This window comes from Arsenicicoccus sp. oral taxon 190, from assembly GCF_001189535.1.
Classification (GTDB): domain Bacteria; phylum Actinomycetota; class Actinomycetes; order Actinomycetales; family Dermatophilaceae; genus Arsenicicoccus.
The window spans coordinates 2711406-2737190 of sequence record NZ_CP012070.1; the positions used below are offsets into that span (position 1 = coordinate 2711406).

The 25785-nt window shown below is 71.2% G+C and carries 23 protein-coding genes and 1 tRNA gene; 9 read left to right on the forward strand and 15 right to left on the reverse strand.

What is annotated here, in order from left to right:
* Nucleotides 1-10: 10 nt before the first annotated feature.
* Nucleotides 11-907, forward strand: a complete 897-nt coding sequence (locus ADJ73_RS12650; RefSeq protein ID WP_050348559.1) for a RecB family exonuclease — start codon at nt 11-13, stop codon at nt 905-907.
* Nucleotides 908-938: 31 nt separating this feature from the next.
* Complete coding sequence (locus ADJ73_RS12655; protein ID WP_082176987.1) at nt 939-1730, forward strand: hypothetical protein; 792 nt, start codon at nt 939-941, stop codon at nt 1728-1730.
* Here ADJ73_RS12655 and ADJ73_RS12660 read toward each other — a convergent pair.
* A complete protein-coding gene (locus ADJ73_RS12660; RefSeq protein ID WP_253272572.1) occupies nt 1705-2418 on the reverse strand; it encodes an HAD family hydrolase in 714 nt (237 codons plus the stop codon). The two genes, ADJ73_RS12655 and ADJ73_RS12660, sit on opposite strands and share 26 nt — an antisense overlap.
* Nucleotides 2419-2453: 35 nt before the next feature.
* The gene (metH, locus tag ADJ73_RS12665; protein ID WP_050348560.1) at nt 2454-6020 is read right to left on the reverse strand and encodes a methionine synthase; all 3567 of its coding nucleotides are present in this window, start codon (nt 6018-6020) and stop codon (nt 2454-2456) included.
* 112 nt (nt 6021-6132) lie between these two features.
* On the opposite strand from metH, the gene ADJ73_RS12670 reads away from it, so the two are divergent.
* Entirely contained in the window at nt 6133-6981 is an 849-nt protein-coding gene (locus ADJ73_RS12670; RefSeq protein ID WP_050348561.1) for a PAC2 family protein, read from the forward strand.
* 41 nt (nt 6982-7022) lie between these two features.
* Here ADJ73_RS12670 and mshC read toward each other — a convergent pair whose 3' ends face one another.
* The 4 genes from mshC to ADJ73_RS12690 all read right to left on the reverse strand — a co-directional run bounded on the left by mshC (nt 7023) and on the right by ADJ73_RS12690 (nt 10529).
* Nucleotides 7023-8279 (reverse strand): cysteine--1-D-myo-inosityl 2-amino-2-deoxy-alpha-D-glucopyranoside ligase, encoded by a 1257-nt coding sequence (gene mshC / locus ADJ73_RS12675; RefSeq protein WP_050348562.1) that lies wholly within the window; start codon nt 8277-8279, stop codon nt 7023-7025.
* Between the two features lie 85 nt (nt 8280-8364).
* The gene (locus ADJ73_RS12680; protein WP_050348563.1) at nt 8365-9255 is read right to left on the reverse strand and encodes an SCO1664 family protein; all 891 of its coding nucleotides are present in this window, start codon (nt 9253-9255) and stop codon (nt 8365-8367) included.
* A 1-nt stretch (nt 9256) separates the two neighbouring features.
* On the reverse strand, nt 9257-9805 hold the full coding sequence (locus ADJ73_RS12685; RefSeq protein ID WP_050348564.1) for a DUF3090 domain-containing protein: 549 nt from the start codon (nt 9803-9805) through the stop codon (nt 9257-9259).
* A 10-nt stretch (nt 9806-9815) separates the two neighbouring features.
* A complete protein-coding gene (locus ADJ73_RS12690) occupies nt 9816-10529 on the reverse strand; it encodes an MSMEG_4193 family putative phosphomutase (protein ID WP_050348565.1) in 714 nt (237 codons plus the stop codon).
* Between the two features lie 39 nt (nt 10530-10568).
* Here ADJ73_RS12690 and corA point away from each other — a divergent pair, with 39 nt between their 5' ends.
* Nucleotides 10569-11573, forward strand: a complete 1005-nt coding sequence (corA, locus tag ADJ73_RS12695; RefSeq protein WP_050348566.1) for a magnesium/cobalt transporter CorA — start codon at nt 10569-10571, stop codon at nt 11571-11573.
* Between the two features lie 214 nt (nt 11574-11787).
* A protein-coding gene (locus ADJ73_RS12705) for an IS3 family transposase (protein ID WP_441293934.1) occupies nt 11788-13016 on the forward strand; the annotation gives its coding sequence in 2 pieces (ribosomal slippage) (nt 11788-12049 and nt 12049-13016; 1230 coding nt in all).
* Nucleotides 13017-13162: 146 nt separating this feature from the next.
* Here ADJ73_RS12705 and ADJ73_RS12710 read toward each other — a convergent pair.
* A complete protein-coding gene (locus tag ADJ73_RS12710; protein ID WP_253272573.1) occupies nt 13163-14020 on the reverse strand; it encodes an undecaprenyl-diphosphate phosphatase in 858 nt (285 codons plus the stop codon).
* A gap of 223 nt (nt 14021-14243) precedes the next feature.
* Nucleotides 14244-14567 (reverse strand): hypothetical protein, encoded by a 324-nt coding sequence (locus ADJ73_RS12715; RefSeq protein WP_050348568.1) that lies wholly within the window; start codon nt 14565-14567, stop codon nt 14244-14246.
* Nucleotides 14568-14691: 124 nt separating this feature from the next.
* On the opposite strand from ADJ73_RS12715, the gene ADJ73_RS12720 reads away from it, so the two are divergent.
* Nucleotides 14692-14877 (forward strand): DUF5703 family protein, encoded by a 186-nt coding sequence (locus ADJ73_RS12720; protein ID WP_050348569.1) that lies wholly within the window; start codon nt 14692-14694, stop codon nt 14875-14877.
* 109 nt (nt 14878-14986) lie between these two features.
* On the opposite strand, the gene ADJ73_RS12725 is transcribed toward ADJ73_RS12720, so the two are convergent.
* Nucleotides 14987-16330, reverse strand: a complete 1344-nt coding sequence (locus ADJ73_RS12725) for a M20/M25/M40 family metallo-hydrolase (RefSeq protein ID WP_050348570.1) — start codon at nt 16328-16330, stop codon at nt 14987-14989.
* A gap of 104 nt (nt 16331-16434) precedes the next feature.
* Here ADJ73_RS12725 and ADJ73_RS12730 point away from each other — a divergent pair, with 104 nt between their 5' ends.
* Nucleotides 16435-17652 (forward strand): cytochrome P450, encoded by a 1218-nt coding sequence (locus ADJ73_RS12730; protein ID WP_050348571.1) that lies wholly within the window; start codon nt 16435-16437, stop codon nt 17650-17652.
* Nucleotides 17653-17661: 9 nt separating this feature from the next.
* Here ADJ73_RS12730 and ADJ73_RS12735 read toward each other — a convergent pair whose 3' ends face one another.
* The gene (locus tag ADJ73_RS12735; protein WP_082176990.1) at nt 17662-18285 is read right to left on the reverse strand and encodes a superoxide dismutase; all 624 of its coding nucleotides are present in this window, start codon (nt 18283-18285) and stop codon (nt 17662-17664) included.
* A 52-nt stretch (nt 18286-18337) separates the two neighbouring features.
* Nucleotides 18338-18676: a MazG nucleotide pyrophosphohydrolase domain-containing protein gene (locus tag ADJ73_RS12740; protein ID WP_050348573.1), complete on the reverse strand. Its 339-nt coding sequence runs from the start codon at nt 18674-18676 to the stop codon at nt 18338-18340.
* Between the two features lie 93 nt (nt 18677-18769).
* Between ADJ73_RS12740 and ADJ73_RS12745 the strand changes: the two genes are divergently transcribed.
* Together ADJ73_RS12745 and ADJ73_RS12750 are read left to right on the forward strand one after the other, a co-directional pair.
* On the forward strand, nt 18770-20542 hold the full coding sequence (locus ADJ73_RS12745) for a DUF2075 domain-containing protein (protein WP_050348574.1): 1773 nt from the start codon (nt 18770-18772) through the stop codon (nt 20540-20542).
* A 168-nt stretch (nt 20543-20710) separates the two neighbouring features.
* Complete coding sequence (locus ADJ73_RS12750; RefSeq protein ID WP_050348575.1) at nt 20711-22300, forward strand: restriction endonuclease; 1590 nt, start codon at nt 20711-20713, stop codon at nt 22298-22300.
* A gap of 249 nt (nt 22301-22549) precedes the next feature.
* Here the strand turns inward: ADJ73_RS12750 and ADJ73_RS12755 are convergent, their stop codons facing one another.
* The 4 genes from ADJ73_RS12755 to ADJ73_RS12775 form a co-directional block, all read right to left on the reverse strand.
* On the reverse strand, nt 22550-23116 hold the full coding sequence (locus ADJ73_RS12755) for a hypothetical protein (protein WP_050348576.1): 567 nt from the start codon (nt 23114-23116) through the stop codon (nt 22550-22552).
* Between the two features lie 315 nt (nt 23117-23431).
* Nucleotides 23432-23857 carry a hypothetical protein gene (locus ADJ73_RS12765; protein ID WP_050348578.1) on the reverse strand — a complete coding sequence of 142 codons (426 nt, stop codon included), beginning with the start codon at nt 23855-23857 and terminating at the stop codon, nt 23432-23434.
* Between the two features lie 152 nt (nt 23858-24009).
* A tRNA-Leu gene (locus ADJ73_RS12770) sits at nt 24010-24097 on the reverse strand.
* Nucleotides 24098-24200: 103 nt separating this feature from the next.
* Nucleotides 24201-25730 (reverse strand): DEAD/DEAH box helicase, encoded by a 1530-nt coding sequence (locus tag ADJ73_RS12775; protein WP_050348579.1) that lies wholly within the window; start codon nt 25728-25730, stop codon nt 24201-24203.
* Nucleotides 25731-25785 lie beyond the last annotated feature (55 nt).

Here is a 25785-nt window from a genome sequence, read left to right on the forward strand (position 1 = left end):
CGTCGGAGTCATGGTTGCCGCCCTGTCCCCCAGCCGCGCCGCGGACTTCATGCAGTGCCCGCTGCTCTACCGCTTCCGCGTGATCGACCGGCTCCCCGAGCCGCCGTCGCCCGCGGCGGCGCGGGGCACGCTGGTGCACTCCGTGCTGGAGCGGCTCTTCGACGTGCCGGCGCCGGAGCGGACCCTGGAGCACGCCTCCTCCCTGGTGCTCCCGCAGTGGGAGGCGTTGCTGCAGGAGCGTCCCGAGCTCGCGGACCTGGTCGGCGACGGTGAGGGCGCGGTCGAGCTGACGCGGTGGCTGTCCGAGGCGACGGCGCTGGTGGAGCGGTGGTTCGGGCTGGAGGACCCGAGCGACCTGGAGCCGGCGGAGCGCGAGCTCTACGTCGAGTGCGACGTGGACGGGCTCCTTCTCCGGGGCTACGTCGACCGGCTGGACGTGGCACCCAACGGCATGATCCGCGTGGTCGACTACAAGACCGGCCGGGCGCCGTCGGTGCTGTTCGAGGGCAAGGCGTTGTTCCAGATGAAGTTCTACGCCCTGGTGCTGTGGCGCACCCGCGGCGTGGTGCCGGCGATGCTGCAGCTGGTCTACCTCGGCGACGGCGAGCTGGTGCGCTACCAGCCCGACGAGGCCGACCTGCGGGCGACCGAGCGCAAGCTCAAGGCGCTGTGGCAGGCGATCGTGCGGGCCGCCGAGACGGGTGACTGGCGGCCGAGCAAGAGTCGGCTGTGCGACTGGTGCGCCCACCAGAGCCTGTGCCCCGCGTGGGGTGGCACCCCGCCGCCGATCCCCGAGGGGGCGGTCGCCCGCGCCCTGGACCCGGCCTCCTCCGCGGCGGCCGAGCCCGACGTGGACGCGGACGACGTCATCGACGTGGAGCCGGTCGAGGCCTCCGCGGGGGCCTGAGGGCGGCGCGATCGGTCACAATCGAGGCACCATGACCGCCGCTGTGCCCGCCGTGTCCGTCGCCCTCCCTGCCCTGCCCATACCCGGCCTCGAGGCGACCCCCGAGCGCATCTCGGTGCTGTGGCTGCTGGCGGCCTTCGTCACGACCATCGCGCTGACCCGCGCGGCGACCCGCTACATCCGCCACCAGGCCGACCGGGCCCCGGTGGGCACCGCGCCCCGCGGGCCGATCCGGGACATCCTCATCAACGGCATCCACGTGCACCACCAGGTGTGGGGCATCATCCTGATCCTGCTTGTCGGGTTCGTGCAGGTGGCCTACCGGCCCGTGGGGGTGTGGGCCGACGTGACGGCGGCCGCCTTCGGGGCCGGGGCCGCCTTGACCCTCGACCAGTTCGCGATGTGGCTGCACCTGGAGGACGTCTACTGGTCCCCGGAGGGGCGCACCAGCATCACCGCGCTCATCACGACCGGCGCCATCGCCGTGGCGGTGCTGCTGGGGATCGACCCCCTCGGCCTGGCCTCGACGCCGACCGGGCTGCCGTGGCTGCGGTGGGCCCTCACCGCCGTCATCGTGGTCAACCTGGTGTCGGCGCTGGTGTGCCTGCTCAAGGGCAAGCCGTGGCTGTCGGTGGTGGGCGTCTTCGTCCCGGGGCTGGCGTGGGCGGGGGCGCTGCGGCTCGCGCGACCGCGGTCGTGGTGGGCCGCCCGGTTCTACGACCCCCAGGGCCGCCGGATGCGGCTCGCGCGCGAGCGGCAACGGCGACACCAGAGCCGCTGGGACGCCCTGCTGGACCTCATCGGTGGTCCGCCGTCGCGCTGACCTCCTCGCCGAAGAGCGCCCACAGGCCGGCGACGGACGTGCCCACCATGGTCGGCACGATGCGCAGCCCCTCCTGGGCGGGGATGGGCACGATGTGCGGGATCCCGATGGTGGGGACGCCGGCCGCGAGGGCCGACGCCAGACCGGTGTTGGAGTCCTCGATGGCCAGGCACTGCTCGGGGGCGACGCCGAGCCGGGCCGCGGCGGTGAGGTAGGGCTCCGGGTGCGGCTTGCCGTTGTCCACCTCGTCCCCGGTGATCACGACGTCGAAGGTGCCCTCCGGCAGCGCCGCCAGCAGCTCGCCGGCGAAGGCGGTGTAGGACATCGTGACCAGCGCCAGCGGGATCCCCAGCTCGCGGGTCTGCAGCAGCAGGTCCTGCGCGCCGGGCCGCCACGGGAGGTGCTCGCGAAACCTGCGGATCACCCCGGACATCAGCCGGTCGATGATCTCCTCGTCGCTCAGCGTCACCGGGCTGTGGGCGCGGATGAACCCCGCCGACCAGGTCAGCGCCTGGCCCACGAGCTGGTGGGCGAGGTCGTCGCCCCACTCGCCGCCGTAGCTCGCCACGAGGGCGTGCTCCTCGGCCATCCAATAGGGCTCGGAGTCGACCAGCGTCCCGTCCATGTCGAACAGGACGGCGGCGGGCAGGTCGGGGCGCTTCGGTCCAGGCACGCTCTGTCCAGTCACGTCTGATCCAGGCACGGTCGGTCCAGCCACCACCGTCACGCCTTGAAGTAGGACGCGTCGGGGTGGTGCGTGACCAGGGCGTCCGTGGACTGCTCGGGGTGCAGCTGCAGCTCCTCGGACAGGGTCACGCCGATCCGCTCGGGCTCGAGCAGCGCGACCAGGGTGGCGCGGTCCTCCAGGTCCGGGCACGCGGGGTACCCGAACGAGTAGCGCTCCCCGGTGTACTGCTGCTTGAGGATGCCGCCGAGGGAGCGGGCGTCGCCGTCGGCGAGGTCCAGCTCGGAGCGGACCCGGGCGTGCCAGTACTCCGCCAGCGCCTCGGTCAGCTGCACCGACAGGCCGTGCAGCTCGAGGTAGTCGCGGTAGGCGTTGGCGGCGAAGAGGCGCGCCGTCTCCTGCGCCACCTGGTCGCCCATCGTGACGAGCTGCAGGGCGAGGACGTCGGGCTGCCCGTCCGCCTCGACGGCCTCGCGGGAGCGGAAGAAGTCGGCCAGGCAGAGCCGCCGGTCGCGCGACTGGCGGGGGAAGCTGAACCTCGCCTTCTCCTCCCCCAGCTCGATCGAGCCGTCGGGCCGCTCGGTCCAGTCGAGCAGGACCAGGTCGTTGCCCTCGGACCAGCACGGGAAGTAGCCGTAGACCACGGCCGGCTGCACCAGGTCGTCGGTCTTGATCCGGTCGAGCCACATCCGCAGCCGCGGGCGCCCCTCGGTCTCCACGAGCTCCTCGTAGCCGGGCCCATCGTCGCCGCGGGTCGGCTTGAGCCCCCACTGGCCGAGGAAGGTGGCGCGCTCGTCGAGGTAGCCCGCGACGTCGGCCAGGGAGATCCCCTTGACGACCCGGGTGCCCCAGAACGGCGGGGTGGGGATCCGGTTGTCGGCGGCCACGTCGGAGCGCCGGGTGTCGACCTCGGTGGGCTCGCTGCGCTCGTCCGTATGCCGCGCCGCTACGCGGCGGGGCCGCAGCGCCGGCAGCGCGTCGGCGAGCTGCACCGCGGGGTCGGCCTTGGCCTTGGCGACGGCGTCCATGAGCCGCAGCCCCTCGAAGGCGTCCCGTGCGTAGCGCACCTGCCCGTCGTAGAGCTCGGCGAGGTCCTGCTCGACGTAGGCGCGGGTCAGCGCGGCGCCGCCGAGCAGCACCGGCCACCGGCCGGCGAGGTCGCGGGAGTTGAGCTCGAGCAGGTTGTCCTTCATGACGACGGTTGACTTGACGAGCAGGCCCGACATCCCGATGGCGTCGACGTCGTGCTGCTGCGCCTGGTCGATGATCTCGTTGACGGGGACCTTGATGCCGATGTTGACGACGTCGTAGCCGTTGTTGCTCAGGATGATGTCGACGAGGTTCTTGCCGATGTCGTGGACGTCGCCCTTGACGGTGGCGAGCAGCACCCTGGCCTTGGCCTCGCGCTTGGCGCCGCCGGAGGTGGCCTCGATGTGGGGCTCGAGGTGGGCGACGGCGGCCTTCATGGTCTCGGCGGACTGCAGCACGAAGGGCAGCTGCATCTTGCCGGAGCCGAAGAGCTCGCCGACGGTCTTCATGCCCTCGAGCAGCATGTCGTTGATGATCGCGAGCGGGTCGTGGCCCTGCCCGAGCGCCTCGTCGAGGTCGGCCTCGAGGCCGTTGCGCTCGCCGTCGACGATGCGCTGCGCGAGGCGCTCCGCGAGCGGCAGCGCGGCCAGCGCGTTGGCGCGCTCGGCCTTCAGCGAGGTCGAGTCGACGCCCTCGAAGAGCTCGAGCATCCGCGCCAGCGGGTCGTAGGTGCACTCCGACTCGCCCGGCTCGCCGGCCCACTCGCGGCGGTCGTGCACCAGGTCGAGGGCGACCGTGAGCTGGTCCTCGGGGATCCGGGAGATCGGGACGATCTTGGCGGAGTTGACGATAGCGCTGGTCAGCCCGGCCTTGACGCACTCGTCGAGGAAGACGGAGTTGAGCACCTGCCGCGCCGCCGGCTTGAGGCCGAAGGACACGTTGGACACGCCGAGGGTGGTCTGCACGCCCGGGTATCGGGTCGTCAGCTCCCGGATCGCCTCGATGGTCTCGATGGCGTCGCGCCGTGTCTCCTCCTGACCCGTCGCGATCGGGAAGGTCAGGCAGTCCACGACGATGTCCTCGACCCGCATGCCGTGGTCGCCGGTCAGCGCCTCGATCAGCCGCGACCCGACGGCCACCTTGTGGTCCCGGGTGCGGGCCTGGCCCTGCTCGTCGATGGTCAGCGCGACCACCGCGGCGCCGTGCTCGCGCACCAGCGCCGTCATCCGGGCGTAGCGGGAGTCCGGGCCGTCGCCGTCCTCGAAGTTGACCGAGTTGATGACGGCGCGTCCGCCGAGCCGCTCCAGCCCGGCCTGCACGACGGCCGGCTCGGTGGAGTCCAGCACCAGCGGGAGCGTCGACGCGGTGGCCAGGCGGGACGCCACCTCGGCCATGTCGGCGGCCCCGTCGCGCCCGACGTAGTCGACGCAGACGTCGAGCAGGTGCGCGCCGTCGCGGGTCTGGGCGCGGGCGATCTCGACGCAGTCGTCCCACTTCTCGGCGAGCATCGCCTCGCGGAAGGCCTTGGAGCCGTTGGCGTTGGTGCGCTCCCCGATCGACAGGAAGGACGCGTCCTGGCGGAACGGCACCGGGGCGTAGAGGGAGGCCACGCCGGCCTCCGGCTGCGGGTCGCGCGCCCGCACCGGCTGGCCGCCGACGGCCTCGACCACGGCCTTCAGGTGCTCCGGCGTCGTGCCGCAGCACCCGCCGACGAGCTGCACGCCATACGACCGGACGAAGTCCTGGTGCGCGGAGGCGAGCTCGGCCGGGGTGAGGGGGTAGTAGGCGCCGTCCTTGGACAGCTGCGGGAGCCCGGCGTTGGGCATGACCGTGATCGGGATGCGCGACTGCTGCGAGAGCACCCGCAGGTGCTCGCTCATCTCGGCCGGGCCGGTCGCGCAGTTGAGGCCGATGGCGTCGATGCCGAGCGCCTCCAGGGCGACCAGCGCAGCGCCGATCTCGGAGCCGAGGAGCATCGTGCCGGTCGTCTCGACGGTGACCGAGACGATGATCGGCAGGGTCTCGTCGGCGGCGGCCAGCGCGCGGCGGGCCCCGATGACGGCGGCCTTGGCCTGCAGCAGGTCCTGCACGGTCTCGACGAGCAGCGCGTCGGCGCCGCCGTCGATCAGGCCGCGCGCGCACTCCTGGTAGGCGTCCCGCAGCGTCGCGAAGTCGATGTGGCCCAGCGAGGGCAGCTTGGTCCCGGGGCCCATCGACCCGAGGACGAAGCGCGGGCGCTCCTCGGTGCTCCACGCGTCGGCGGACGCGCGGGCGATCTCGGCGCCGGCGCGGGCGAGCTCGTAGATGCGCTCGACGATGTCGTACTCACCGAGGTTGGCGTGGTTGGCGCCGAAGGTGTTGGTCTCGACGCAGTCCGACCCGGCCTCGAAGTAGGCGTCGTGGACCGAGCGCACGACGTCGGGGCGGGTGACGTTGAGGATCTCGTTGCAGCCCTCGTGCCCCTGGAAGTCGTCCATGCTCGGGTCGGCCGCCTGCAGCATCGTGCCCATCGCGCCGTCGGCGACGAGGACGCGTTGGGTCCAGGCGGTGCGGAAGAGGTCCGAGCGTGCGCTCACGAGGTGCCTGCCTTTGGAGTCGGGGACGGCCTGAAGTCTAGGCTGGACCGACGTCCTGTCCCACCGACGTCCACCCGGCCAGTGCCTGGCCGTGCGAAGCCAAGGAGCCCGCGTGATCCAGTTCGACGACCTGCCGGAGCTGCGCCGCCCGGTCATGATCGCGGCGTTCGAGGGGTGGAACGACGCCGGCGAGGCCGCCACCGACCTCGTCGCGCACCTGGCGACGGCGTGGGGCGCGGAGGCCGTCGCGGCGATCGACCCGGAGGAGTACTACGACTTCCAGGTGACCCGGCCGCGGATCGTGCACGAGGGCGGCGAGCGGATCGTGACCTGGCCGACGACGCGGATCCTGCACGCCTCGCTGACCGGCGAGGACCGCGACGTGCTGCTGGTGCAGGGCATCGAGCCGTCGGTGCGGTGGCGGGGCTTCACCGAGGAGCTGCTGGACTTCGCCGAGCAGGCGGGCGTCGAGCTCGTGATCACGCTGGGCGCCTACCTCGCGCCGACGCCGCACACCCGCCCGATCGCGACCGACGTGACCAGCGAGTCCGAGGAGCTGACGCACCGTTTCGACATCGCGGCGTCGACCTACGAGGGACCGACCGGGATCGTCGGCGTGCTCGGCCTGGCGGCGGAGCAGATCGGGTTGCCGACGGTGAGCGCGTGGGCGGGGATCCCGCACTACGCCGGGTCGTCGCCGTCGCCCAAGGCGTCGCTGGCGCTGCTCGACCGGGTGGAGGAGCTGCTCGGCATCACGATCCCGCGCGGGGACTTCCCCGAGGACGCGATCGCGTGGCAGCACGGCGTGGACGAGCTGGCCTCGGGGGACGACGACGTGGCGGAGTACATCTCCTCGCTCGAGGAGGCGCAGGACACCGCGGAGCTGCCGGAGGCGACCGGCGAGGCGATCGCGCGGGAGTTCGAGAAGTTCCTGCGGCGCCGCGACGACGACCCCAAGTGACCCTCGGGCGGACGTGACCTTGGGTCAGACGTGACGTTGGGTCAGAGGCGTATGCCGAGGAAGGCGTCCACCGCGTCGCCCACCCGCTGCCCCGCGCCGCTCGCCGTCCCGACTGCGTCGCACCACGCGTCGACCGCAGCCAGGGCGGCCGGCGTGTCGAGGTCCTGGCACAGCGCGGCCCGGACCTGCGCGACGACCTCGGTCGCGTCCGGCGCGGCCTCCCGGGCCACGGCCTCCCGCCAGCGCGCGAGCCGCTCCTGGGCCCGCACCAGCAGGTCCTCGGTCCAGTCCCAGTCGTGGCGGTAGTGCTGGTCCAGCAGCACGAGCCGCACGGCCATCGGGTCGACGCCCTGCTCGCGCAGCCGTGACACGAGCACCAGGTTGCCCTTGGACTTGCTCATCTTCGCCCCGTCGAGGCCCACCATCGCCTGGTGCAGGTAGGCCTGGGCGAACTCCCGCTCCCCCGTCAGCCCGACGGCCTGCACCGCCGACATCTCGTGGTGCGGGAAGACCAGGTCCGTGCCGCCGCCCTGCACGTCGAACCCCATGCCGAGCGTGTCCAGCGCGATGGTCGTGCACTCGATGTGCCAGCCGGGGCGGCCGCAGCCGGGGATCCCGCCGGCCCAGGCGGGCTCGCCGCGCCGCTCCGCGCGCCACAGCAGCGGGTCGAGGGGGTCACGCTTGCCCGCGCGGTCCGGGTCGCCGCCACGCTCGGGGAAGACCGACAGCATCTCCTCGCGGGTCCACCCGGACACCTCCCCGAAGGTCGGCTGCTGGGCCAGGTCGAGGTAGTAGTCGGACGCGCCGTCGCGCACCAGCCCACGCTCCGCCTCGGGCACCGGGACCGGGTAGGCAGCCCCCGACTCGACGAGCTGGGCGACCTGGTCGGCGATGGCCTCGACCGACTCGACCACGCCCACGTAGTGGTCCGGCGGCAGCACCCGCAGCGCGGTCATGTCGTCGCGGAAGAGCTGGATCTCCTGGGTGGCCAGGGCCGTCCAGTCGACACCGTCGCGGGCGGCGCGCTCGAGCAGCGGGTCGTCGACGTCGGTGATGTTCTGCGTGTAGTGCACCTCGTGGCCGGCCTGCCGCAGCGCCCGCCCGAGCAGGTCGAAGGTCACGTAGGTCGCCGCGTGCCCCATGTGGGTGGCGTCATACGGCGTGATCCCACAGCAGTAGATCCGCGCCGTCGGCCCGGGGGCGAGCTCCACGACGTCGCCGCGCGCGGTGTCGTGGATGCGCACGGGCAGCGGGCTGCCGGGGACGGACGGGACGGCGGGAGCGGGCCAGGACTTCACGCGCAGAGCCTAGCGGCGCCCGCGGACAGACCCGGTCCCCGTCCAGGGCCGCCCGGTCGAGTCACGTCGACGGACGGGTGGAGCGTCAGAGGGGCGGCCACGGGATCGGGTAGTGCCCCGGCGCCGGCTCCGGGTAGCAGCCCGCTTCCAGCAGCGCCGCCACGCGTCGGCGCAGCGCGGTCACCTCCCGCGCGCTCAGCAGGTCCGTCAGCCCTGCCTGCGGCCCGGACCCGGCCAGCAGCGCCGATCCCGGCGTGTCGAGCAGCGACTCCAGCAGCGCGAGCCGCTCCAGCTCGACCTCGGGGATCGGGTCACCGACCCAGCCCCAGAGCACGGTGCGCAGCTTGGGCTCGTCGTGCAGCGTCAGCCCGTGGTCGATCCCCCACGGCCGGCCGCTGGGGTCGACGAGGACGTGCGATCCCTTGCGGTCGGCGTTGTTGACCACGCAGTCGTATGCCGCGAACCGCTGCCCGTCGGGGCTGTCGGCGTGGACCACGACGACCTGCTCGCCGGCGGGGGTCTCGCCGGTGAAGACCGGCAGCATCCCCGGCCCCACGGCGTCAGGGGCCACGAGATCGACCATGGCGGAGGAGGACTCGTCGTGGTCGATCCACAGCTGGACCGCCCCCGCGCCGAGCGGTCCGTCGCGCAGGACGGTGGGCGGGACCACGGCATACGTGCCCTCGTGGGAGACCGCGAACGCCGCCGCCTCCCGCGCCGCCAGCGTCCCGGAGGGGAAGTCGCGCAGCGGCCGCTCCCCCCGGACCGGCTTGTAGGCGACCCGCCAGGTGTCCTCGCCCTGCCCCACCACGCCGAGGAAGACGCCGTTGGACGCGTCGACGAGCTGACCGACCAGGGTGATCTCGTCCTCGGCCAGCCGGGTCAGGACCTCGCGGACCTGGTCGGGCTCGGTCGGGTCGACGACCGGGTTGGGGCGGGCGAGCAGCGCCTGCACCTCGCTGTCGGGATCGCTCACGTCACCGCTTGTAGCCGTTGGCGCGCGGGCAGATGTGGCCCTCGGGGTCGAGGGGTTCGCCGCAGAAGGGGCACGGCGCGCGCCCGGCCGCGACCAGCGCCAGCGAGCGGCGGGCGAAGGCACGGGCGGCCGGCGGGGCCAGCACCACCCGCACCAGCTGCGGCGCCGCGCCGGGCTCCGGCTCCAGGCCGGCCTCCTCGGCGGCTGCCTGCTCCTCGAGGTCCCCGTCGGAGCAGTCGATGACGACCACGTCACGCCCGGGCTCGTAGGCGAGACCGATGCTCTGGACCCGGAACTCGTCCTCGATCGGGGTGCCGAGCGGCTCGTTGTCGACCAGGGCGCTCGCGGCGGCGTCGGAGCCCGTGATGGGGGCATAGCTGTCCAGCAGGTCGTTGCACCGGTCGGCGAGGACCTGGACCTGCTGCTTCTCCAGGGACATCGACACCAGGCGGCCGTCCCCGGCGGCCTGCAGGAAGAACGTGCGCTGCCCGGGAGGCCCCACGGTCCCCGCGACGAAACGCTCCGGCGGGTCGAAGATCTGCTGCGGCATGCTCCTGACCCTATGCCGTGCCGCCGCCGACCGCGGCGTCCCCGCGCGGCGTCTCGTCAGCTGATCGGGTGGGCACCAGCCCGCTCAGGTCGCCTCCGGAGTCGTTGGTCCGTATGACGAACGGCCGTGCCGCCGTGTAGCGGATCACCGACACTGACGCCGGCCCCGCCATGAACCGCTGGAAGTGGTCGAGGTGCGTGCCCGCCGCGTCCGCCACGATCGCCTTGATCACGTCGCCGTGGCTGACCGCGACCCACAGCGCGTCCGGGCCCTGCTCGGCCTCGACGAGCCGGTCCAGCCGCCGGACCGCCGCGACCGCGCGGTGCGCCATGTCCGCGATCGACTCGGCGCGGTGCTCCGGGGAGTCGGGGAACCTCGCCCGGCTCGGGTGGTCCTGCACGGTGCGCCACAGCTCCTCCGTGGCCAGCTCGGCCAGCGGGCGGCCGGTCCACGCGCCGTAGTGGCACTCCCCCAGGTCGTCCGCGGTGACCCGGCGGGCGTCCGACCACGCGGCGGCGGCATACAGCTCGTCCGCGGTCTCCTGGCAGCGTTGCAGCGGGCTCACCGCGGCGAGGACGACCGGCAGACCACGCAGCCGCTCCCCGAGAGCGCGGGCGTGCTCGCGGCCGGTGTCGTCGAGCCCGACGCCGGGGGTCCACCCCGCGAGCTGGCCGGTGGCGTTGGCGGCGGTGCGTCCGTGGCGGACGAGCAGCAGGGTGGGCACCTCGCCACTGTAGGGGCACAGGCCGTAGCCTTGCTGGCTGTGATCGTGGACCAAGCCCTCTACCGCGGCGGCCGCCGCCTCGCCTGCGGCGACCTCAGCGACGAGCTCGCGGCGCTGCGGGACCGCGCCGACGACGGATTCCTCTGGATCGGGCTCAAGGACCCGACCGACGAGGAGTTCGCGCTGGTCAACGACGAGCTGGGGCTGCACCCGCTCGCCGTCGAGGACGCCCTGACCGGCGAGCAGCGCGCCAAGATGGACATCTACGACGACACGCTCTTCATGGTCGTCAAGACCCTGCGGTACGTCGAGAGCACCAGCGACGTCGAGACCGGCGAGGTGATGCTCTTCGTCGGCGACAAGTTCGTGCTCACGGTGCGCAACGGCGACGCCAACCCGCTCGCCGGGGTCCGCGCCCGCCTCGAGCTCGCGCCCGACCAGCTCGCGCACGGGCCGGCCGCCGTCCTCTACTCCGTGCTCGACTCGATCGTCGACAACTACATGCTGATCGACGCCGAGCTCGAGGAGGACCTGGACCGGATCGAGCGCAGCATCTTCGGCGGCGGCAAGGGCGACCACGCGTCGGAGATCTACGAGCTCAAGCGAGAGGTGCTGGAGTTCAAGCGGGCCTCGGTGCCGCTGGCCGAGCCGGTGCGCCGCCTCGCCAAGGACCGGTCGGTCCCGGTGGTGCACAAGGCGGCTCGCCCGTTCTTCGCCGACGTCCTGGACCACCTGCTCAAGGTCAACGACCACGTCGAGTCCTACGACCGGCTGCTCACCGACGTCCTCAACGCCCACCTCGCGCAGATCGGCGTCAAGCAGAACGAGGACATGCGCAAGATCTCCGCCTGGGCCGCGATGGGCGTGCTGCCGACGATGATCGCGGGGATCTACGGGCAGAACTTCAAGTTCATGCCCGAGCTGGAGGCCAGCGTCCACCTGGGCGGCCACGAGTTCTACTACGGCTACTTCTTCGCGCTGGCCCTGATGGTGGGCGGCTGCATCTTCCTGTACCGCCTGTTCAAGCGCTCCGGCTGGCTCTGACCACCCGCGCCCCAGCCCCTGCCGCCCTGCCCCTGCCCCCTCCCGGACTCCTCCTCCCCGCTCCCTCCCCTCCCCTCCCGCGATCGTGGACGTCTTGTGTCGCGTACGCGCCCAAACGGACCCCGTTGGCGGGGAGTCCGGGCGCGGGGCGACTGGGGTTGACCCCGTTCTACGGACATCCTGACTGGCCGGGCCGTGTGCCTGGCGGGAGAGGATGCCCTTCATGGGTGCGAAGAGGAAGAGCTACACCCCGCAGTACCGGGTCGACGCGGCCCGGTTGGTGATCGACTCGGGGCGCGCGATCGCTGAGGTGTCGCGTGAGATCGGGGTCGGGGAGCAGCTGCTGGGACGGTGGGTCGCTGCGGAGCGGGCCAGGATGGTTGACCCGCCGCCGGCGGTTGACGTCAACGAGCGCGCCGAGCTGGAACGGCTCCGCGCAGAGAACGCCCAGCTACGCATGGACCGGGAGTTCCTGAAAAAAGCAGCGGCCTTCTTCGTGGCGGAGAACGCGTCGTCGCGGCCGATGCCGCCTACGCTCTGATCCACGCGCAGAAGGCCGCCAGCGAATCGAACGGCATCCCCGTGACGCGGATGTGTCAGCTGCTGGGGGTGTCCAGGTCGGGCTACTACGACTGGGCCGACCGGCAGCACCGCGGGCCGGGTCCGCGGGCTCGTCGCCTGGCGGGCCTGGCCACCAAGGTCGTCGCCGCACACGCGGCATCCGACGGCGTGAACGGCTCCCCCAGGGTCCTCGCCGACCTACGCGCCGCTGGTGAGGTCGTGTCCCGCAAGACCGTCGCGAAGATCATGCGTGCCAACGGCATTCAGGGCATCAGCCCACGCACGTGGAAGCCGGTCCCGCCGATGGGTATCGACCCGAGTCCTCACTCGATCCCTGACCTGGTCGGGCGCGACTTCGACCGCGGACAGCTCAACGTCGTGTGGACGTCCGACATCACCTACCTGCCCACCGGGCAGGGGTGGCTGTACCTGTGCGCCGTACGCGACGCATGCAGCCGCCGGGTCATCGGGTACGCCTTCAGCGGCAGCCTGCACACCGACGTCGTCGAGACCGCGTTGCGCCGCGCGGTGACCTTCCGCGACCCAGCGGCCGGCCCCACCGGCGCAGTGGTGTTCCACGCCGACCGCGGCTGTCAATACACCTCCGCCCAGCTGCACCAGGTAGCCCTCGAGGTCGAGGTACGCCAGTCCGTCGGGCGTACCGGGGTGTGCTGGGACAACGCCCAGCAGGAGAGCTTCTGGTCGACGCTGAAGACCGAGTTCTACAACCGGCACACCTTCCCCACCCACCACGACGCGATCAAGGCCGTCACCGCCTGGATCGAGAACGTCTACAACCGCCGCCGACGCCACTCAGCCCTCGGCATGCAGACCCCGGTAGCCTTCGAGCACCGGATCACCACCGCGGCCCAGGCCGCCTAATCCGATGTCCGTCGAACGGGGGCAACCTCACGACCACAACGTCACCCGAGGGTGTGGTTGTGGTCGGTTCGGGGGCGGCATACCGACCCAAGTCACCCCTGAGGGTGTGGTTGTGGTCCGTATGGCGCCCGCCCCCGCCTCACCGATCAGGTGGCGCTCATCCACCCCGCCGTCAGGGCGACCAGCACGGCCGCGCCGACCAGGACGCGCCACCCGACGAAGAACATCAGGCTGTTGTTCTTGACGAAGCGCAGCAGCCACGCGATGGAGGCGTACGCGACGATGAAGGACACGATGGTGCCGACCGCGAGCTGGCCGAGGCCGACCACCGACGTATTGACGTCCTTCAGCTCGTAGATCCCGGCCCCGACCAGCGCCGGGATCGCCATGAAGAAGGACAGCTCGGTCGCGGTGACCCGGTCGAGGCCGCGGAACAGACCGGCGGTGATCGTGGTGCCGGAGCGGGACACCCCGGGCACCAGCGAGCAGCACTGCATCAGGCCGATGACGAGGCCGTCCTTGATGGTGACGCGCGAGCCCTCGGGGCGGTCCTGGCCGGTGGCGATCAGCCGGGCGTGGTGCCGCTCCCCGGCCCAGATGACGACGCTCCACAGGATCAGCGCGCCGGCGACGACCCACAGGCTGCGCAGCGGCCCGGTGATGTAGCTCTTGAACAGCAGCGCGGCGATGACGACGGGGATGGACCCGATGATGACGGCCCACGCCAGGGAGTAGTCCTGCTTCTCGCGGGCCTCCGGGTTGCGCAGACCGGCGACCCACGCCAGGAACATCGCCTTGATCTTGCCCCAGAAGTAGATGAGGGTCGCGAGGATCGCGCCCAGCTGGATCACGGCCGTGAAGGACGTGACGGCCGGGTCGTCGATCGGCAGCCCGAGCATCTTCTCGGCGATGGTGAGGTGGCCGGTCGAGGAGACGGGGAGGTACTCCGTGACTCCCTCGACGATGCCGAGGATGATGGAGTCCAGATAGCTCAGGGCAGACACGAAGGTTCGCTTTCGGTCGGGGAGGGCCGCGGCGTGGGCCGCCGACCATTGTGACGCATCAGGACTGCGCGTAGGCTGAGTTGGCGACACCAGTGCGAGACCAGCACCGGACCAGCACGCGGCCGGGACGAGACCAGCGCAACACCAGCAGCACACGCGAAGACGCCGGAGCCCACTGAGGGCTCCGGCGTCTGAGCTCGCGACGGGCAGGCGCCCGGACGGATCAGCGACGACGGGTGTCCCGGTCGTCGTCCGCGTCCTCGTCGTCGTCCTCGTCCTCGTCGTAGTCCTCGTCGTCGAGGCCGACATACGGCCCGTCCTCGTCGTCGTAGTCGTCGTCCTCGTCCTCGGTGTAGATGCCGAGCGGCGTGACCTCCCCGAACGCGTCGTCCAGGGCCTCGTCGTAGGCCTCGAAGGCGTCGGCGAGCTCCTGGTAGGCGTTGACGACGGCGGGGTCGTCCTCGCCCCGGCGCGAGGCGGCGGCCTCGAAGTGTCGCTCGATCGCAGCGATGAAGGTGGCGAGGGCGGCGCGCGGCTCGGTGGTCATGCAGGAGACGTTACCCCGTCGTCCGGACGCTGACCACGGTGGCATCCCGTTGTCTGGCAAGGTGGGGTATGGCGCCCCCGACGACCGCCCTCAGCAGGTCGCTCTTGCCCAAGAAGGAGCCCGCGTGGCCGACTACGAGTACCGCACCATGACCTTCGGACGGGACGCGACGCGCGCCGAGATCCGCCGGGCGCTCACCGACGAGGCGGAGTACGGCCACTGGGAGCTCACCCGCATGTCGCTCTACTGGGGCGGGGTGCGCCGGGCCGAGATCCGTCGCCGCATCATCCGGGTCACGCGCACCGCCTGAGCCGTATGCCGCCGCCCCCCGGCCCTGCCCCCACCCGCCGGGCGGTTGCCCGCCGGGCGGTTGCCCGCCGGGCGGTTGCTGTCCGGGCGGGCGGGGCTCGCCATACGGCTCAGCAGGTCGCGAGCAGCCGCCCCAGCACCCGGGTGCCGAAGGCGAGCGAGTCCACCGGGATCCGCTCGTCGATGCCGTGGAACATCCCGACGAAGTCCAGGTCGGCGGGCAGGCGCAGCGGCGCGAACCCGTAGCCGGTCACGCCCAGCCGGGACAGGGCCTTGTTGTCGGTGCCGCCGGACAGGCAGTAGGGCAGCAGCAGCGAGCCGGGGTCCTCGGCCTGCAGGGCGTCCGCCATACGGTCCACGAGGTCGCCGCCGAAGGGCGCCTCGAGGGCCACGTCACGGTGGTGCACGCTGACCTCGACGTGCTCCCCCGCCAGCTCGCGGATGGTGGCCATCAGCTCGCCCTCGTGCCCGGGCAGGAACCTGCAGTCCAGCGTCGCGGACGCCGTCTGCGGGATCACGTTGTGCTTGTAGCCGCTGTCGAGCATCGTGAAGTTGCTGGTGTCCTGCAGCGTTCCGAGCACGAATCCTCGTGCCCCGCCGATGTGCTCGAGCAGCTCGCTGGCGTCCTCGTCGGTGTATCCGGTGCCCGTCACGGAGGACAGGCCGTCCAGCAGCTCTCGGACGCTGGCGATGTAGGTGCGGGGCCACTTGTGGGCGTCGATGCGTTCGATGGCGGCGGCGAGCCGGACGATGGCGTTGTCGGCGTTGGGGACGGAGCCGTGGCCGGCCCGGCCGTGGGCGGTGAGGCGCAGCCAGGCGATGCCCTTCTCGGCGGTCTGCAGCAGGTAGGCGCGCACCTGCTCCCCGGTGTCCTTGCGCGGGATCGTGACGGAGTAGCCGCCGACCTCGCTGATCGCCTCGGTCGCGCCCTCGAAGAGCTCGGGGTGCTGGTCGACCATCCAGTGCGACCCGTGGACCCCGCCGGCCTCCTCGTCGGCGAAGAAGGTGAACACCACGTCCCGGGGCGGCTTGGTGCCGGTCCGGGCCAGGTGGCGCAGGTTGGCGAGGATCATGGCGTCCATGTCCTTCATGTCCACGGCGCCGCGGCCCCAGATGCAGCCGTCCTCGACCTCGGCGCTGAACGGGTCGACGGACCAGTCGCCCGCGTCGGCCGGGACCACGTCGAGGTGCCCGTGCACGATCAGCGCGGGCCGCGAGCTGTCGGACCCCTCGAGGCGCACCGACACGTTGGCCCGCTTGTCCTGCGACTCGCCGTAGAACGGGTCGAGCCCCACCTCGGTGAGCTGCTCCATGACGTACTCCGCGCACGCCCTCTCCCCCGGCCCCGACCCGTCGCCGTAGTTGGAGGAGTCGATCCGGATGAGGTCGCGGCAGAGGCGCTCGACCTCCTGCGTCGGGTCCGTCACGGTCGTCTGGGCGTTCGGGTCGGTCATGGTCTCGACCCTATCCCTCACGTATGTCGCTCCCCCGCCCCGTTCGGGCGCCGCGTCGACCCTAGGCTGGGGACATCCGCCGTCGAGCTCAGCAGGAGGCCGTCGTGACCGAGTGCCAGCGCAAGACCGTCCGTGCCGGTGAGGCGGTCGCGCCGCCCGTCGAGGAGATCGACGGCGTCGGGCACGTGCGGGCGCTGGAGCCGGTGCGACAGGTGCTGCGGGCGGGCGGCTCGACCACCCAGGCGGGGTTCAACGCCGAGTCGGCCCGGTCGGGGCGTCCCAAGGCCCACCCGCCGGTGCTCTTCCAGGACGGTGACGAGCACAAGGCGAAGCGCAAGGCGATCGCGCGCTACTTCGCGCCGGCGACGGTGGACCGGCGCTACCGGGAGCTGATGGAGGAGCTCGCGGACCGTCTCGTGGCGGAGATCCTGCAGGAGGGACGGGCGTCGCTGTCGGACGTCACCATGACCTACTCCGTCGAGGTGGCGGCGCAGGTGGTGGGTCTCACGGAGTCGGACCTGGACGGGATGACGCGCCGGCTCAACGCGTTCTTCGCGATGCCGCCGGCGGCGCCGGACGCGTCCGCGGGGCGGTTCGGTCGGCTGGTGGCGGCGCTCAAGGCGGTGCGGTCGATCCCGACGGTCATGGCCTTCGACCGCTCCGACGTCCGCCCCGCCATCGCGGCCCGCCGTGTCGAGCCGCGCGACGACGTCATCTCCCACCTGATCTCCCAGGACTACACGGACGAGGAGATCCTCGTCGAGTGCATCACCTACGCCGCGGCGGGGATGATCACGACGCGCGAGTTCATCTCCATGGCGACCTGGCACCTGCTCGAGCAGCCGTCGCTGCGCGATGCCTACCTCGCGGCCGAGCAGCCGGAGCGCTACGACATCCTCGACGAGATCCTGCGGCTCGAGCCGGTGGTCGGCCACCTCTACCGCCGGACCACCGAGCCCCTCACGCTGACCTGCGACGACAGCTCGTATGCCGTGCCCGCGGGCGCTGTCCTCGACCTCTACATCCGCGCGGCCAACGCCGACGAGTCCGCGGTGGGGCCGCAGCCGTTGACGGTGTGCCCGGGGCGGGAGACGGCGGCGGGGCTGCGGCCGGAGGCGATGAGCTTCGGCGATGGCAACCACATGTGCCCGGGCAACGCGATCGCGACGCAGGAGTCGGACATCTTCCTGACCCGCCTGCTTCGCCCGCCGCTGCGGCTCGACGGCGCACCCCGCATCGAGTGGGACGAGCTGATCAAGGGGTATGCCGTCCGCGACCTCGTGCTGGTGATCGCGGACGAGGAGCCGCCGTCCAGCTCCTGACCCCGTCGGTCACGGCACGATCAGCCCGCGGGTCTGGGTGCTGACCTTGGCGTAGCGGTCCTGGACGTCGGCCCAGCTGACGATGTTCCACCACTGCTTCACGAAGGTGGCCTTGTCGTTCTTGTACTGCAGGTAGTAGGCGTGCTCCCACATGTCGAGGGTGAGCAGCGGGACCATGCACATGGGCAGGTTGCCCTGGTGGTCGAAGTGCTGGATGACGTAGCAGCGCCCGGCGACCATGTCCCAGGCCAGGACGGACCAGCCGGACCCCTGCACCCCGAGGGCGACGGCCTCGAAGTGGGCGCGGAAGGCGGCGAAGGACCCGAAGTCCTGGTCGATGCGCCCGGCCAGGGCTCCGGTGGGCTTGTCGCCGCCGTCGGGCGACATGTTGGCCCAGAAGACCGAGTGGTTGACGTGGCCGCCGAGGTGGAAGGCGAGGTTCTTCTCCAGCGTGGACAGCGACCCGAAGGACCCCTGCTCACGGGCCTCGGCGAGCTGCTCGACGGTCGTGTTGATGCCCTTGACGTAGGTGGCGTGGTGCTTGTCGTGGTGCAGCTCCATGATCTCGCCGCTGATGTACGGCTCGAGGGCCGAGTAGTCGTACGGCAGGTCCGGCAGCAGGTAGGCGTCCATGCCAGCCATCTGCCCTATTGCAATCAATTCGCAAATGGAGTGGGTCCGGACCTCACGTCTTGTGGGGTGCGGAGCTCATGACGTCGGCGACGGCGAAGCGCGCGTCGTTGGCGTCCATCTTGGCCGTGACGGCAGCACCGAGGTCGATGTCGAGGGCGTTGGCCAGGTGCAGGAGATAGATCAGCACGTCCGCCATCTCCTCGCCTGCTCGTGTCGCGGAGACGCCCTCGCCGGAGGGTGCCGCCCACTGGAACAGCTCGGCCAGCTCGCCCACCTCCCCCGTCAGCGCCAGGATCAGGGACTTCGGGTCGTGGAACCGGCCCCAGTCGCGGTCGGCGGTGAAGGCGGCGGCGCGGGCAGCGAGGTCCGGCAGGGTGGGGTTGGACGTCATACGGCTGAGCCTGTCACGGCGGTGCATCCATCAGGAGCGCCGGCCAGCTCGTAGGCTGGCCGCTCCCGACAATGCGGCAGATCCGGAGGGTCCGTGGCAGGCAAGGCGTTCGTGCGGCGCATCCCCTTCCACGAGCGCGCTCTGACCGAGCTGGTCGAGCAGCTGCAGGGTGCGCGGAGCGCGGCGGAGCAACGACTGGCGAGGCACCTGCTGGACTTCCCCACGGTTTACGTCGTGCACAAGGGGGCTGCTGCCGGCCGCTACGAGGTGTATGTCGGGGAGACGTCCGACATCCGCAGCCGCACCGTGCAGCACCTGCGGGCCGACATCCTCGTCCGAGAGGACTGGAAGGGTCTGGCCGACGCCCCGGACGCGCAGATGTACGTCATAGGGCACGAGCACTTCACGAAGTCGATGACCCTCGACGTCGAGAACCGGCTGATGCACTGGCTCAAGGGCTCCGACGCCGTCGTCCGCCTGCACAACCGCAAGCACAACCCGCAGAACGACTACTACTCACGAGACCTGCTGGACGAGACCTTCCGCGACGCGTGGAACCAGCTGCGTGGGCATGACCGTCACCTGTTCCCCACCGAGAAGATCGTGCGCGAGTCCGCGCTCTTCAAGGCATCTCCCTTCCACAAGCTCACGCAGCAGCAGCTCGCGGCGAAGGCGCGGATCCACGACGCGATCGTGGAGGCCCGCGCGTCCCGGGCCATGGGCCAGCTGATCCTCGTCGAGGGCTCCGCGGGCACCGGCAAGACGGTCCTGCTGAGCAGCCTGTTCTACGACCTGTTCATGGAGGACGTGGCCCGCGACGTGATGTCTGGTCTGGACGACCTCGACGCCTGGCTGCTCGTGAACCACGACCAGCAGCTCACCGTCTACGAGCAGATCGCTCTCAAGCTCGGCTTGGCGCGACGTGCGGGTGACCGGGTGAGCAAGCCGACGAGGTTCATCAACGGCCGAGACGAGGACGCCGACCCGGTCGACGTGGTGCTGGTCGACGAGGCGCACCTGCTCTGGACGCAGGGCAAGCAGTCCTACCGAGGGACCAACCAGCTCGCCGACCTGCGACGTCGAGCGCGGGTGGTCGTGGCGATCTTCGACCCGCAGCAGATGGTGGCCACCAACCAGTACTGGGAACCGGACCAGCTGCGTGAGCTCCGCGACGGCGCAACGCAGGTCATCGAGCTCGACGAGCAGATGCGGATGACGTCCTCGGAGGCGACCTATCTCTGGGTGCGTCACCTGGTGGACGACCGGCGGGTGGACGAGATCCCGGACGACCCCGACTACGACGTGAAGGTGTTCGACGACCCGCACGCGTTGTATGCCGCGATCCGGGCAAAGGCCGCGGACGAGGAGCACGGTCTGTCTCGCCTCACGGCGACCTTCGACTGGGAGTTCGTCGAGAAGCGTCGCGTCGACGGGAAGACGTGGGACGTCGTCATCGACACCTTCCGCGTGCCGTGGAACCTCCAGCTGGACTACGACGCGGCCGAACGACGCGACCTGCGAGGACGGTCCTGGGCCGAACGGCCCCGATCGATCGACGAGGTCGGGTCCACGTTCACCGTCCAGGGTTTCGACCTGGACTACGCCGGGGTCATCATCGGGCCGTCCGTGACCTACCGCGACGGGCAGATCGTCTTCGACCCCTCGGCCAGCGCTAACCGCAACGCCACGAAGCGGCGGACCCTTGCCAACGGCACCAAGGTCGCGGTGGCCGAGCACCTGCTGCGGAACGAGCTCAACGTGCTGCTCACCCGCGGTGTCCGGGGCCTCTACCTGTATGCCGTCGACCGCGAGCTGCGTGAGGCCCTGCTCGGCGCCCAGCGTTCCTCAACGTGTCGCCTTTCCTGATGTGCCCACGGCAGGTGGCATCTCGCCAGATCACTTGTGCCTGCTCGTGAAGAAGCAGTCTCGACCGGCTGGCTTGCCCCGGCCGCAGTAGCCTGCCATCGAATTGGGCTGGTCCTGCTACGGCAAAGGGGCCGCGCGGCATAGCCCTCGACCCGTAGAGGATTCGTGATGGCGAGGCGCAAGGGCTTCCTCGAGCAGATAGCCGCACTCCACCGCGAGGCGGCGCGCGAGCGCGCACGCCGAGAGACCGCCGACGCACGAGTGCGCGCCGCGGCGGAGAAGGAGCTCAAGCAAGAGAAGGCGCGCCAGGACAAGAAGCGCACGGCCGACGAGGCGGAGGCCGAGCGTCGACGGCGGGCGCAGGAACGCGAAGCCAGGGCTGCGCAGAAGGCGATCGAGGCGAAAACTCGCGCGGCGGAGGTTGCGGCTCGACGTGTCGAGCGTGAGGTGCAGGCGAGGACCCGCGCGAGGGAACGCGCTGAATCTGCGGCGGAACGAGACAGATTGCGCGCCGTGCGGGAAGCACAGCAAGAGGCTAGACGCGTCGCAGCTGACCACGAGGCTGCGAGGAAGGAGCAGGACCGCCGACACGCAGAGATGATGGCCGAGCACGTCCAGGACCGGGTGCGCCAGCTGGAGAGGGTGCTTCAGCGCCGGGTCGAGGGAGGGATCTCCGCGACGTCGCTGTCGGACGCCGCCCCGGGGCTCGTGGCCCTGATGGACGGGGCGGCGGAGCCGGGCACGTCATACGAGGTGCTGGCTGACGACGACAACCGCCGCCTCCTGGTCGTGGTCCTGGCGCCCGGCCCGACTGACGTGGTCCCTGAGCACTCGACCTTCAAGGTCAGCCGAGCCGGGGGCGTCGCTCCCGTGAATCGTCCTGACCGTGAACGCCGTCAGCTGTACCGCAACCACCTCGCCCGTCTCGCCCTGCGCGCCCTCCGCGAGACCTTCGACGCCGTGGATCCCGACCTGCTGGACCAGGTGTGGATCAGTGTCGAGGTGAATGCCGTCGACCCCGCCACCGGTCAGCGTGGACGACGCCCGATGGTCACCTCCAAGGTGGACCGGGCGCTCATGGACTCGATCAACCTCGACGCACCCGAGCTTGATCCGGCGGCCTGCGTCGAGACCGTCCTGCGTTCGCGTGCGAGTCGCAACGCGTATGAGGTCGAAGCGGTGGCCCCCTTCACCAGCCACGAGCTCTGCATGTTCAACATTCCAGCGGACCAGGAGGGGTCGTTGGCCTTCGACTCCCGGACCGACCTGCTGCAGATGCGTCCCACGGACTTCGAGTACCTCGTGCGCGACCTCTTCCTCGCGATGGGGCTTCGCGGGTGGCACACGACCAGCTCCAACGATGCCGGCGTCGATGCGGTGGTGGTCGACCCCGGTGAGTGGACCGGCGGGGAAGTCATCGTCCAGGCCAAGCGGTACAGCAAGGCCGTCGAGCGTGCCACCGTCCACGAGCTCCTCGGCGTGATGGGCGAGAAGCATGCCACCCGGGCGATCCTGGTCACTACTGCCTGGATCGCTCCGGCAGGTCGGCGGATCATCGACGCCAACCCCCGCCTGCAGGCCATCGAAGGCCCCGAGCTGTGCCACCTCGTCGAGCAGCACCTGGGCCGGCCCGTCACCATTCGGCACGAACGCGTCCCCCGCCATTGGCAGACCGTGCCCGCGACTCGTACTTCCGCACAGGACGAAGAGCCCGAACCGACGAACACTCCGGAACTCCGCGCGCCGCAAGGGACGTGACCTCGGCCGTAGGACCAGAGCGGCGCCGACCTGGCCATCGTTGACGAGCTCCACCGCGGCTGACTGAGTGGACCCGTGCCGTGGATGGGAGTCAGAACGCAGCGAGCTTGGCGAGGCGGTCCACACGCGGACCGCCTTCAGGATCCTCCACGGCGTATCCCATCTCGCGCAGGACTCGAACGGCTTCGCTCGGGCAGTCTCGCACCGCTGCAGCCGTCTGCTGACGTCGGTAGCTCACGCGCCTGTCGCTCAACACCGTGGGCCACGTCGGCCCGGTGGATGCGCCGAACTCGGTGACCATCCATTGCACACGTCCTCAAGACCCGGCCGGAAACGATGGCCGCCGACCGGGAAGTGCAGCTCCGAGATGCGCGTGCCCCGCATGTAGTCGTCTCCCTGTGTGGTCGTCCGTCGTTCGGCCCCGTCGGTCCCGGCGACAGCCATGGCCACTGAGAGCTGGTCCCGGTGGGCGTGGATGTGCAGATGGGCGCACGGCAGATGGCTCGCCTGGTCCCGCACGTACTCGACCCGAAACAACGGGTCGCCCTTGCCCTGGGAGCCCCCGAACACCTTGATCTCGGACTCCTCGACCACCAGGTACTGACCCGCGGAGTCGTACGTGCAGCGGTAGCGGGAGGTCACGCTCAACAGCGTGCGGCGGGCCGTGGCGATCGGGATGGGCGCCTCCGACTGGATCACGATCCGTTCGCCGAGCGTCGTCGCGACGAACGGGTGCGCCTGACCCACGAAAGTGGATGCCAGGTCCGAGAGCGAGCGGGCGAACTGCTGCGCCTGCGCCTGCAGGCTCTCCCTCATCACTCCTCGCCGAGAAGCCAGGCGAGCGACTCAGCTCGACGCAGGGCCCCTTCCTCCTCCACGGTCAGCAGGTCAGCCTGGGAACGTGCTCTCGCTGAGTCCAGCGACCCGAGCCTGGCCCGGAGGTGACTGAGCTCGGCCCGCGCCTGTTCGGTCGTCAATGTCTCGACTGTTGCAGATCCCATGGCGGCCTCCTCGTACGTCCATCGTGACAGGTCGGGACGTTAGTGGCCACCACCGACAGACCCCCGGTCGGCGGGGTCGTGCGCCGCCTCTGACGACCTCATCTCCGAGCTCACCCTCGACTCCAGGCGCCTATCGTGGGCGCCGGCTCAGTGAGTCGGCGGCGCAGGGCCAACCTGCACGACGCCACCCGAGCGGGAACGACCCGACGATGTAGTCCCGCCCGTCGGAAGCGAGAGCCTCACGCTCTCGTTCGGCGGTCGTGCGATCTGCGAAGGCACCAACGCCGACGGGATTCGCCACGTCGAGAGCGTCAGGCTCGCCGCTGGTCTGAAACAGGATGTGCACGGTGTCGCAGGCCTGACTCATCGGAAGGGTCTCCCACATCACGCGCGCCTCGGGATACTGCCCCAGCACCTCCGCCTCAAGCGCGCGAGCGTCCTCCTCGCGACGCACCACGGCGATGACTGGCTCGTCACGACCAAGAGCGACGCGGCCGTAGACGACGCGGACGTCTCCGCTGGCGATCTGCTCCCGACGAGAGCCGCCGCGCCTCACCGGAGGCTCCTGGCCGCCGCGCGCACGTGACCGCCCATCGAGTCTTCCCCTCTCCAGCGCCGCCAGCTTCCCTACGACGACGAAACTCCCGGCCAGATAGGCTCTGGCCGGGAGTTTCGGGAATCAAAAGGGTATTTCCGAGAACTACCTCGTGGTGTCCGAGGGGGGACTTGAACCCCCACGTCCGATAAAGGACACTAGCACCTCAAGCTAGCGCGTCTGCCATTCCGCCACCCGGACAGGTGATGCTGCGACCGGCGGGAACCACCGGGGCAACGACGTGAAACTCTAGCAGACCGCCGCCCGATGTCCGAATCTCCCGGGCCACCAGCGACCGTGGAGGTCAGCGGCCGCGGCGCCCCGCAGACGAGCCGGCCGAGAAGGCTGCCGCACCCCCGCTGCGAGCCGGACGGGCGCCGCCACGGGAGCCGCCGCCGGACGCACCCTGACGGGCCTGGCCACTCGCCTGCTGGCGCTGCTGGCGCTGCTGACCGCCTTGGCGCGAGCCGGAGCCGCCCTGCGCCGCACCGGACCCGGAGCCCTGGCGGCGGCCCTGCGACTGGCCGGACCGGTTGCCGCCGCCCTGACGTGCGCCGCCCTGTCGGCTGCCGCCACCCGAGCGGGACCCGCCCACGCGACCACCGCGCCGGCCGGACCCCTGCTGGGCCTCGGGCGCCGACACGGCAGCGTCGGTGGCGGCGGCATACGTGCGCTCCCCCGGGACCAGGCGACGCAGGAGAGCGTGGTCGGGCCCGACACGCGTCGTCGTGGGCTTGATCCCCGCGGCGCGGGCCAGGTCGCGGACGTCCTTGACCTGGTCGTCCAGCATCATCGTGACGACGGTCCCGGCGGCGCCGGCGCGCGCGGTGCGACCCGAGCGGTGCAGATAGGCCTTGTGCTCGACGGGCGGGTCGGCGTGGATCACGAGGGTGACGTCGTCGACGTGGATGCCCCGCGCCGCGATGTCGGTCGCGACCAGCGTCTCCACGTCGCCGGAGTGGAAGGCGTCGAGGTTGCGGGTGCGGGCGCCCTGGCCCAGGTTGCCGTGCAGCTCGACGGCGGGGACGCCGGAGCGGTTGAGCTGGCGGGCGAGCTTCTTGGCGCGGTACTTCGTGCGGGTGAAGACCACGGAGCGTCCCGGTCCGGCCGTCAGGTCGACGAGCACGGGGAGGTGGTCGTCGGCGGTCACGTGCAGCACGTGGTGCTCCATCGCGGACACCGGCGACTGCGCCGAGTCGGCGTGGTGGGTGACCGGGTCGTGCAGGTACCTCTTGGCGAGCACGTCGACCCCGGCGTCCAGCGTCGCGGAGAAGAGCATCCGCTGCCCACGCTCGGGGGTGCGGTCGAGGATCTTGCGCACCGTCGGCAGGAATCCGAGGTCGGCCATGTGATCGGCCTCGTCGAGCACCGTGATCTCGATGGACCCGAGGTCGACGAGACCCTGCTGGGCGAGGTCCTGCAGCCGGCCGGGGCAGGCGATGAGCAGGTCGACGCCCCGCTCCAGCGCGGACACCTGCGGCCCCTGCCCGACCCCGCCGAAGACGGTGAGGGTGCGCATCCCCGTGGCCTGCGCCAGCGGCAGCGCCGCAGTCTCGATCTGGGTGGCCAGCTCACGGGTCGGCGCGAGCACCAGGGCGCGCGGCCGACGCGCCTGCCGCCTGGTCCGCGACGACCCGAGCCGCGCCAGCACCGGCAGCAGGAAGGCATAGGTCTTGCCGGAGCCGGTCCGGCCCCGGCCGAGCACGTCACGCCCGGCCAGCGAGTCGGGCAGCGTCACCGCCTGGATGGGCGTCGGCTCGGTGATCCCCCGCTTCGCGAGCTCCGCGGTGAGCGAGGTGGGCACGCCGAGGCGCGCAAAGGCATCGATGGTCACAAGGTCTCCGTATGACGGGGGCGTCCGCCCCGCCGGGGCACCGGGACATCTCCGG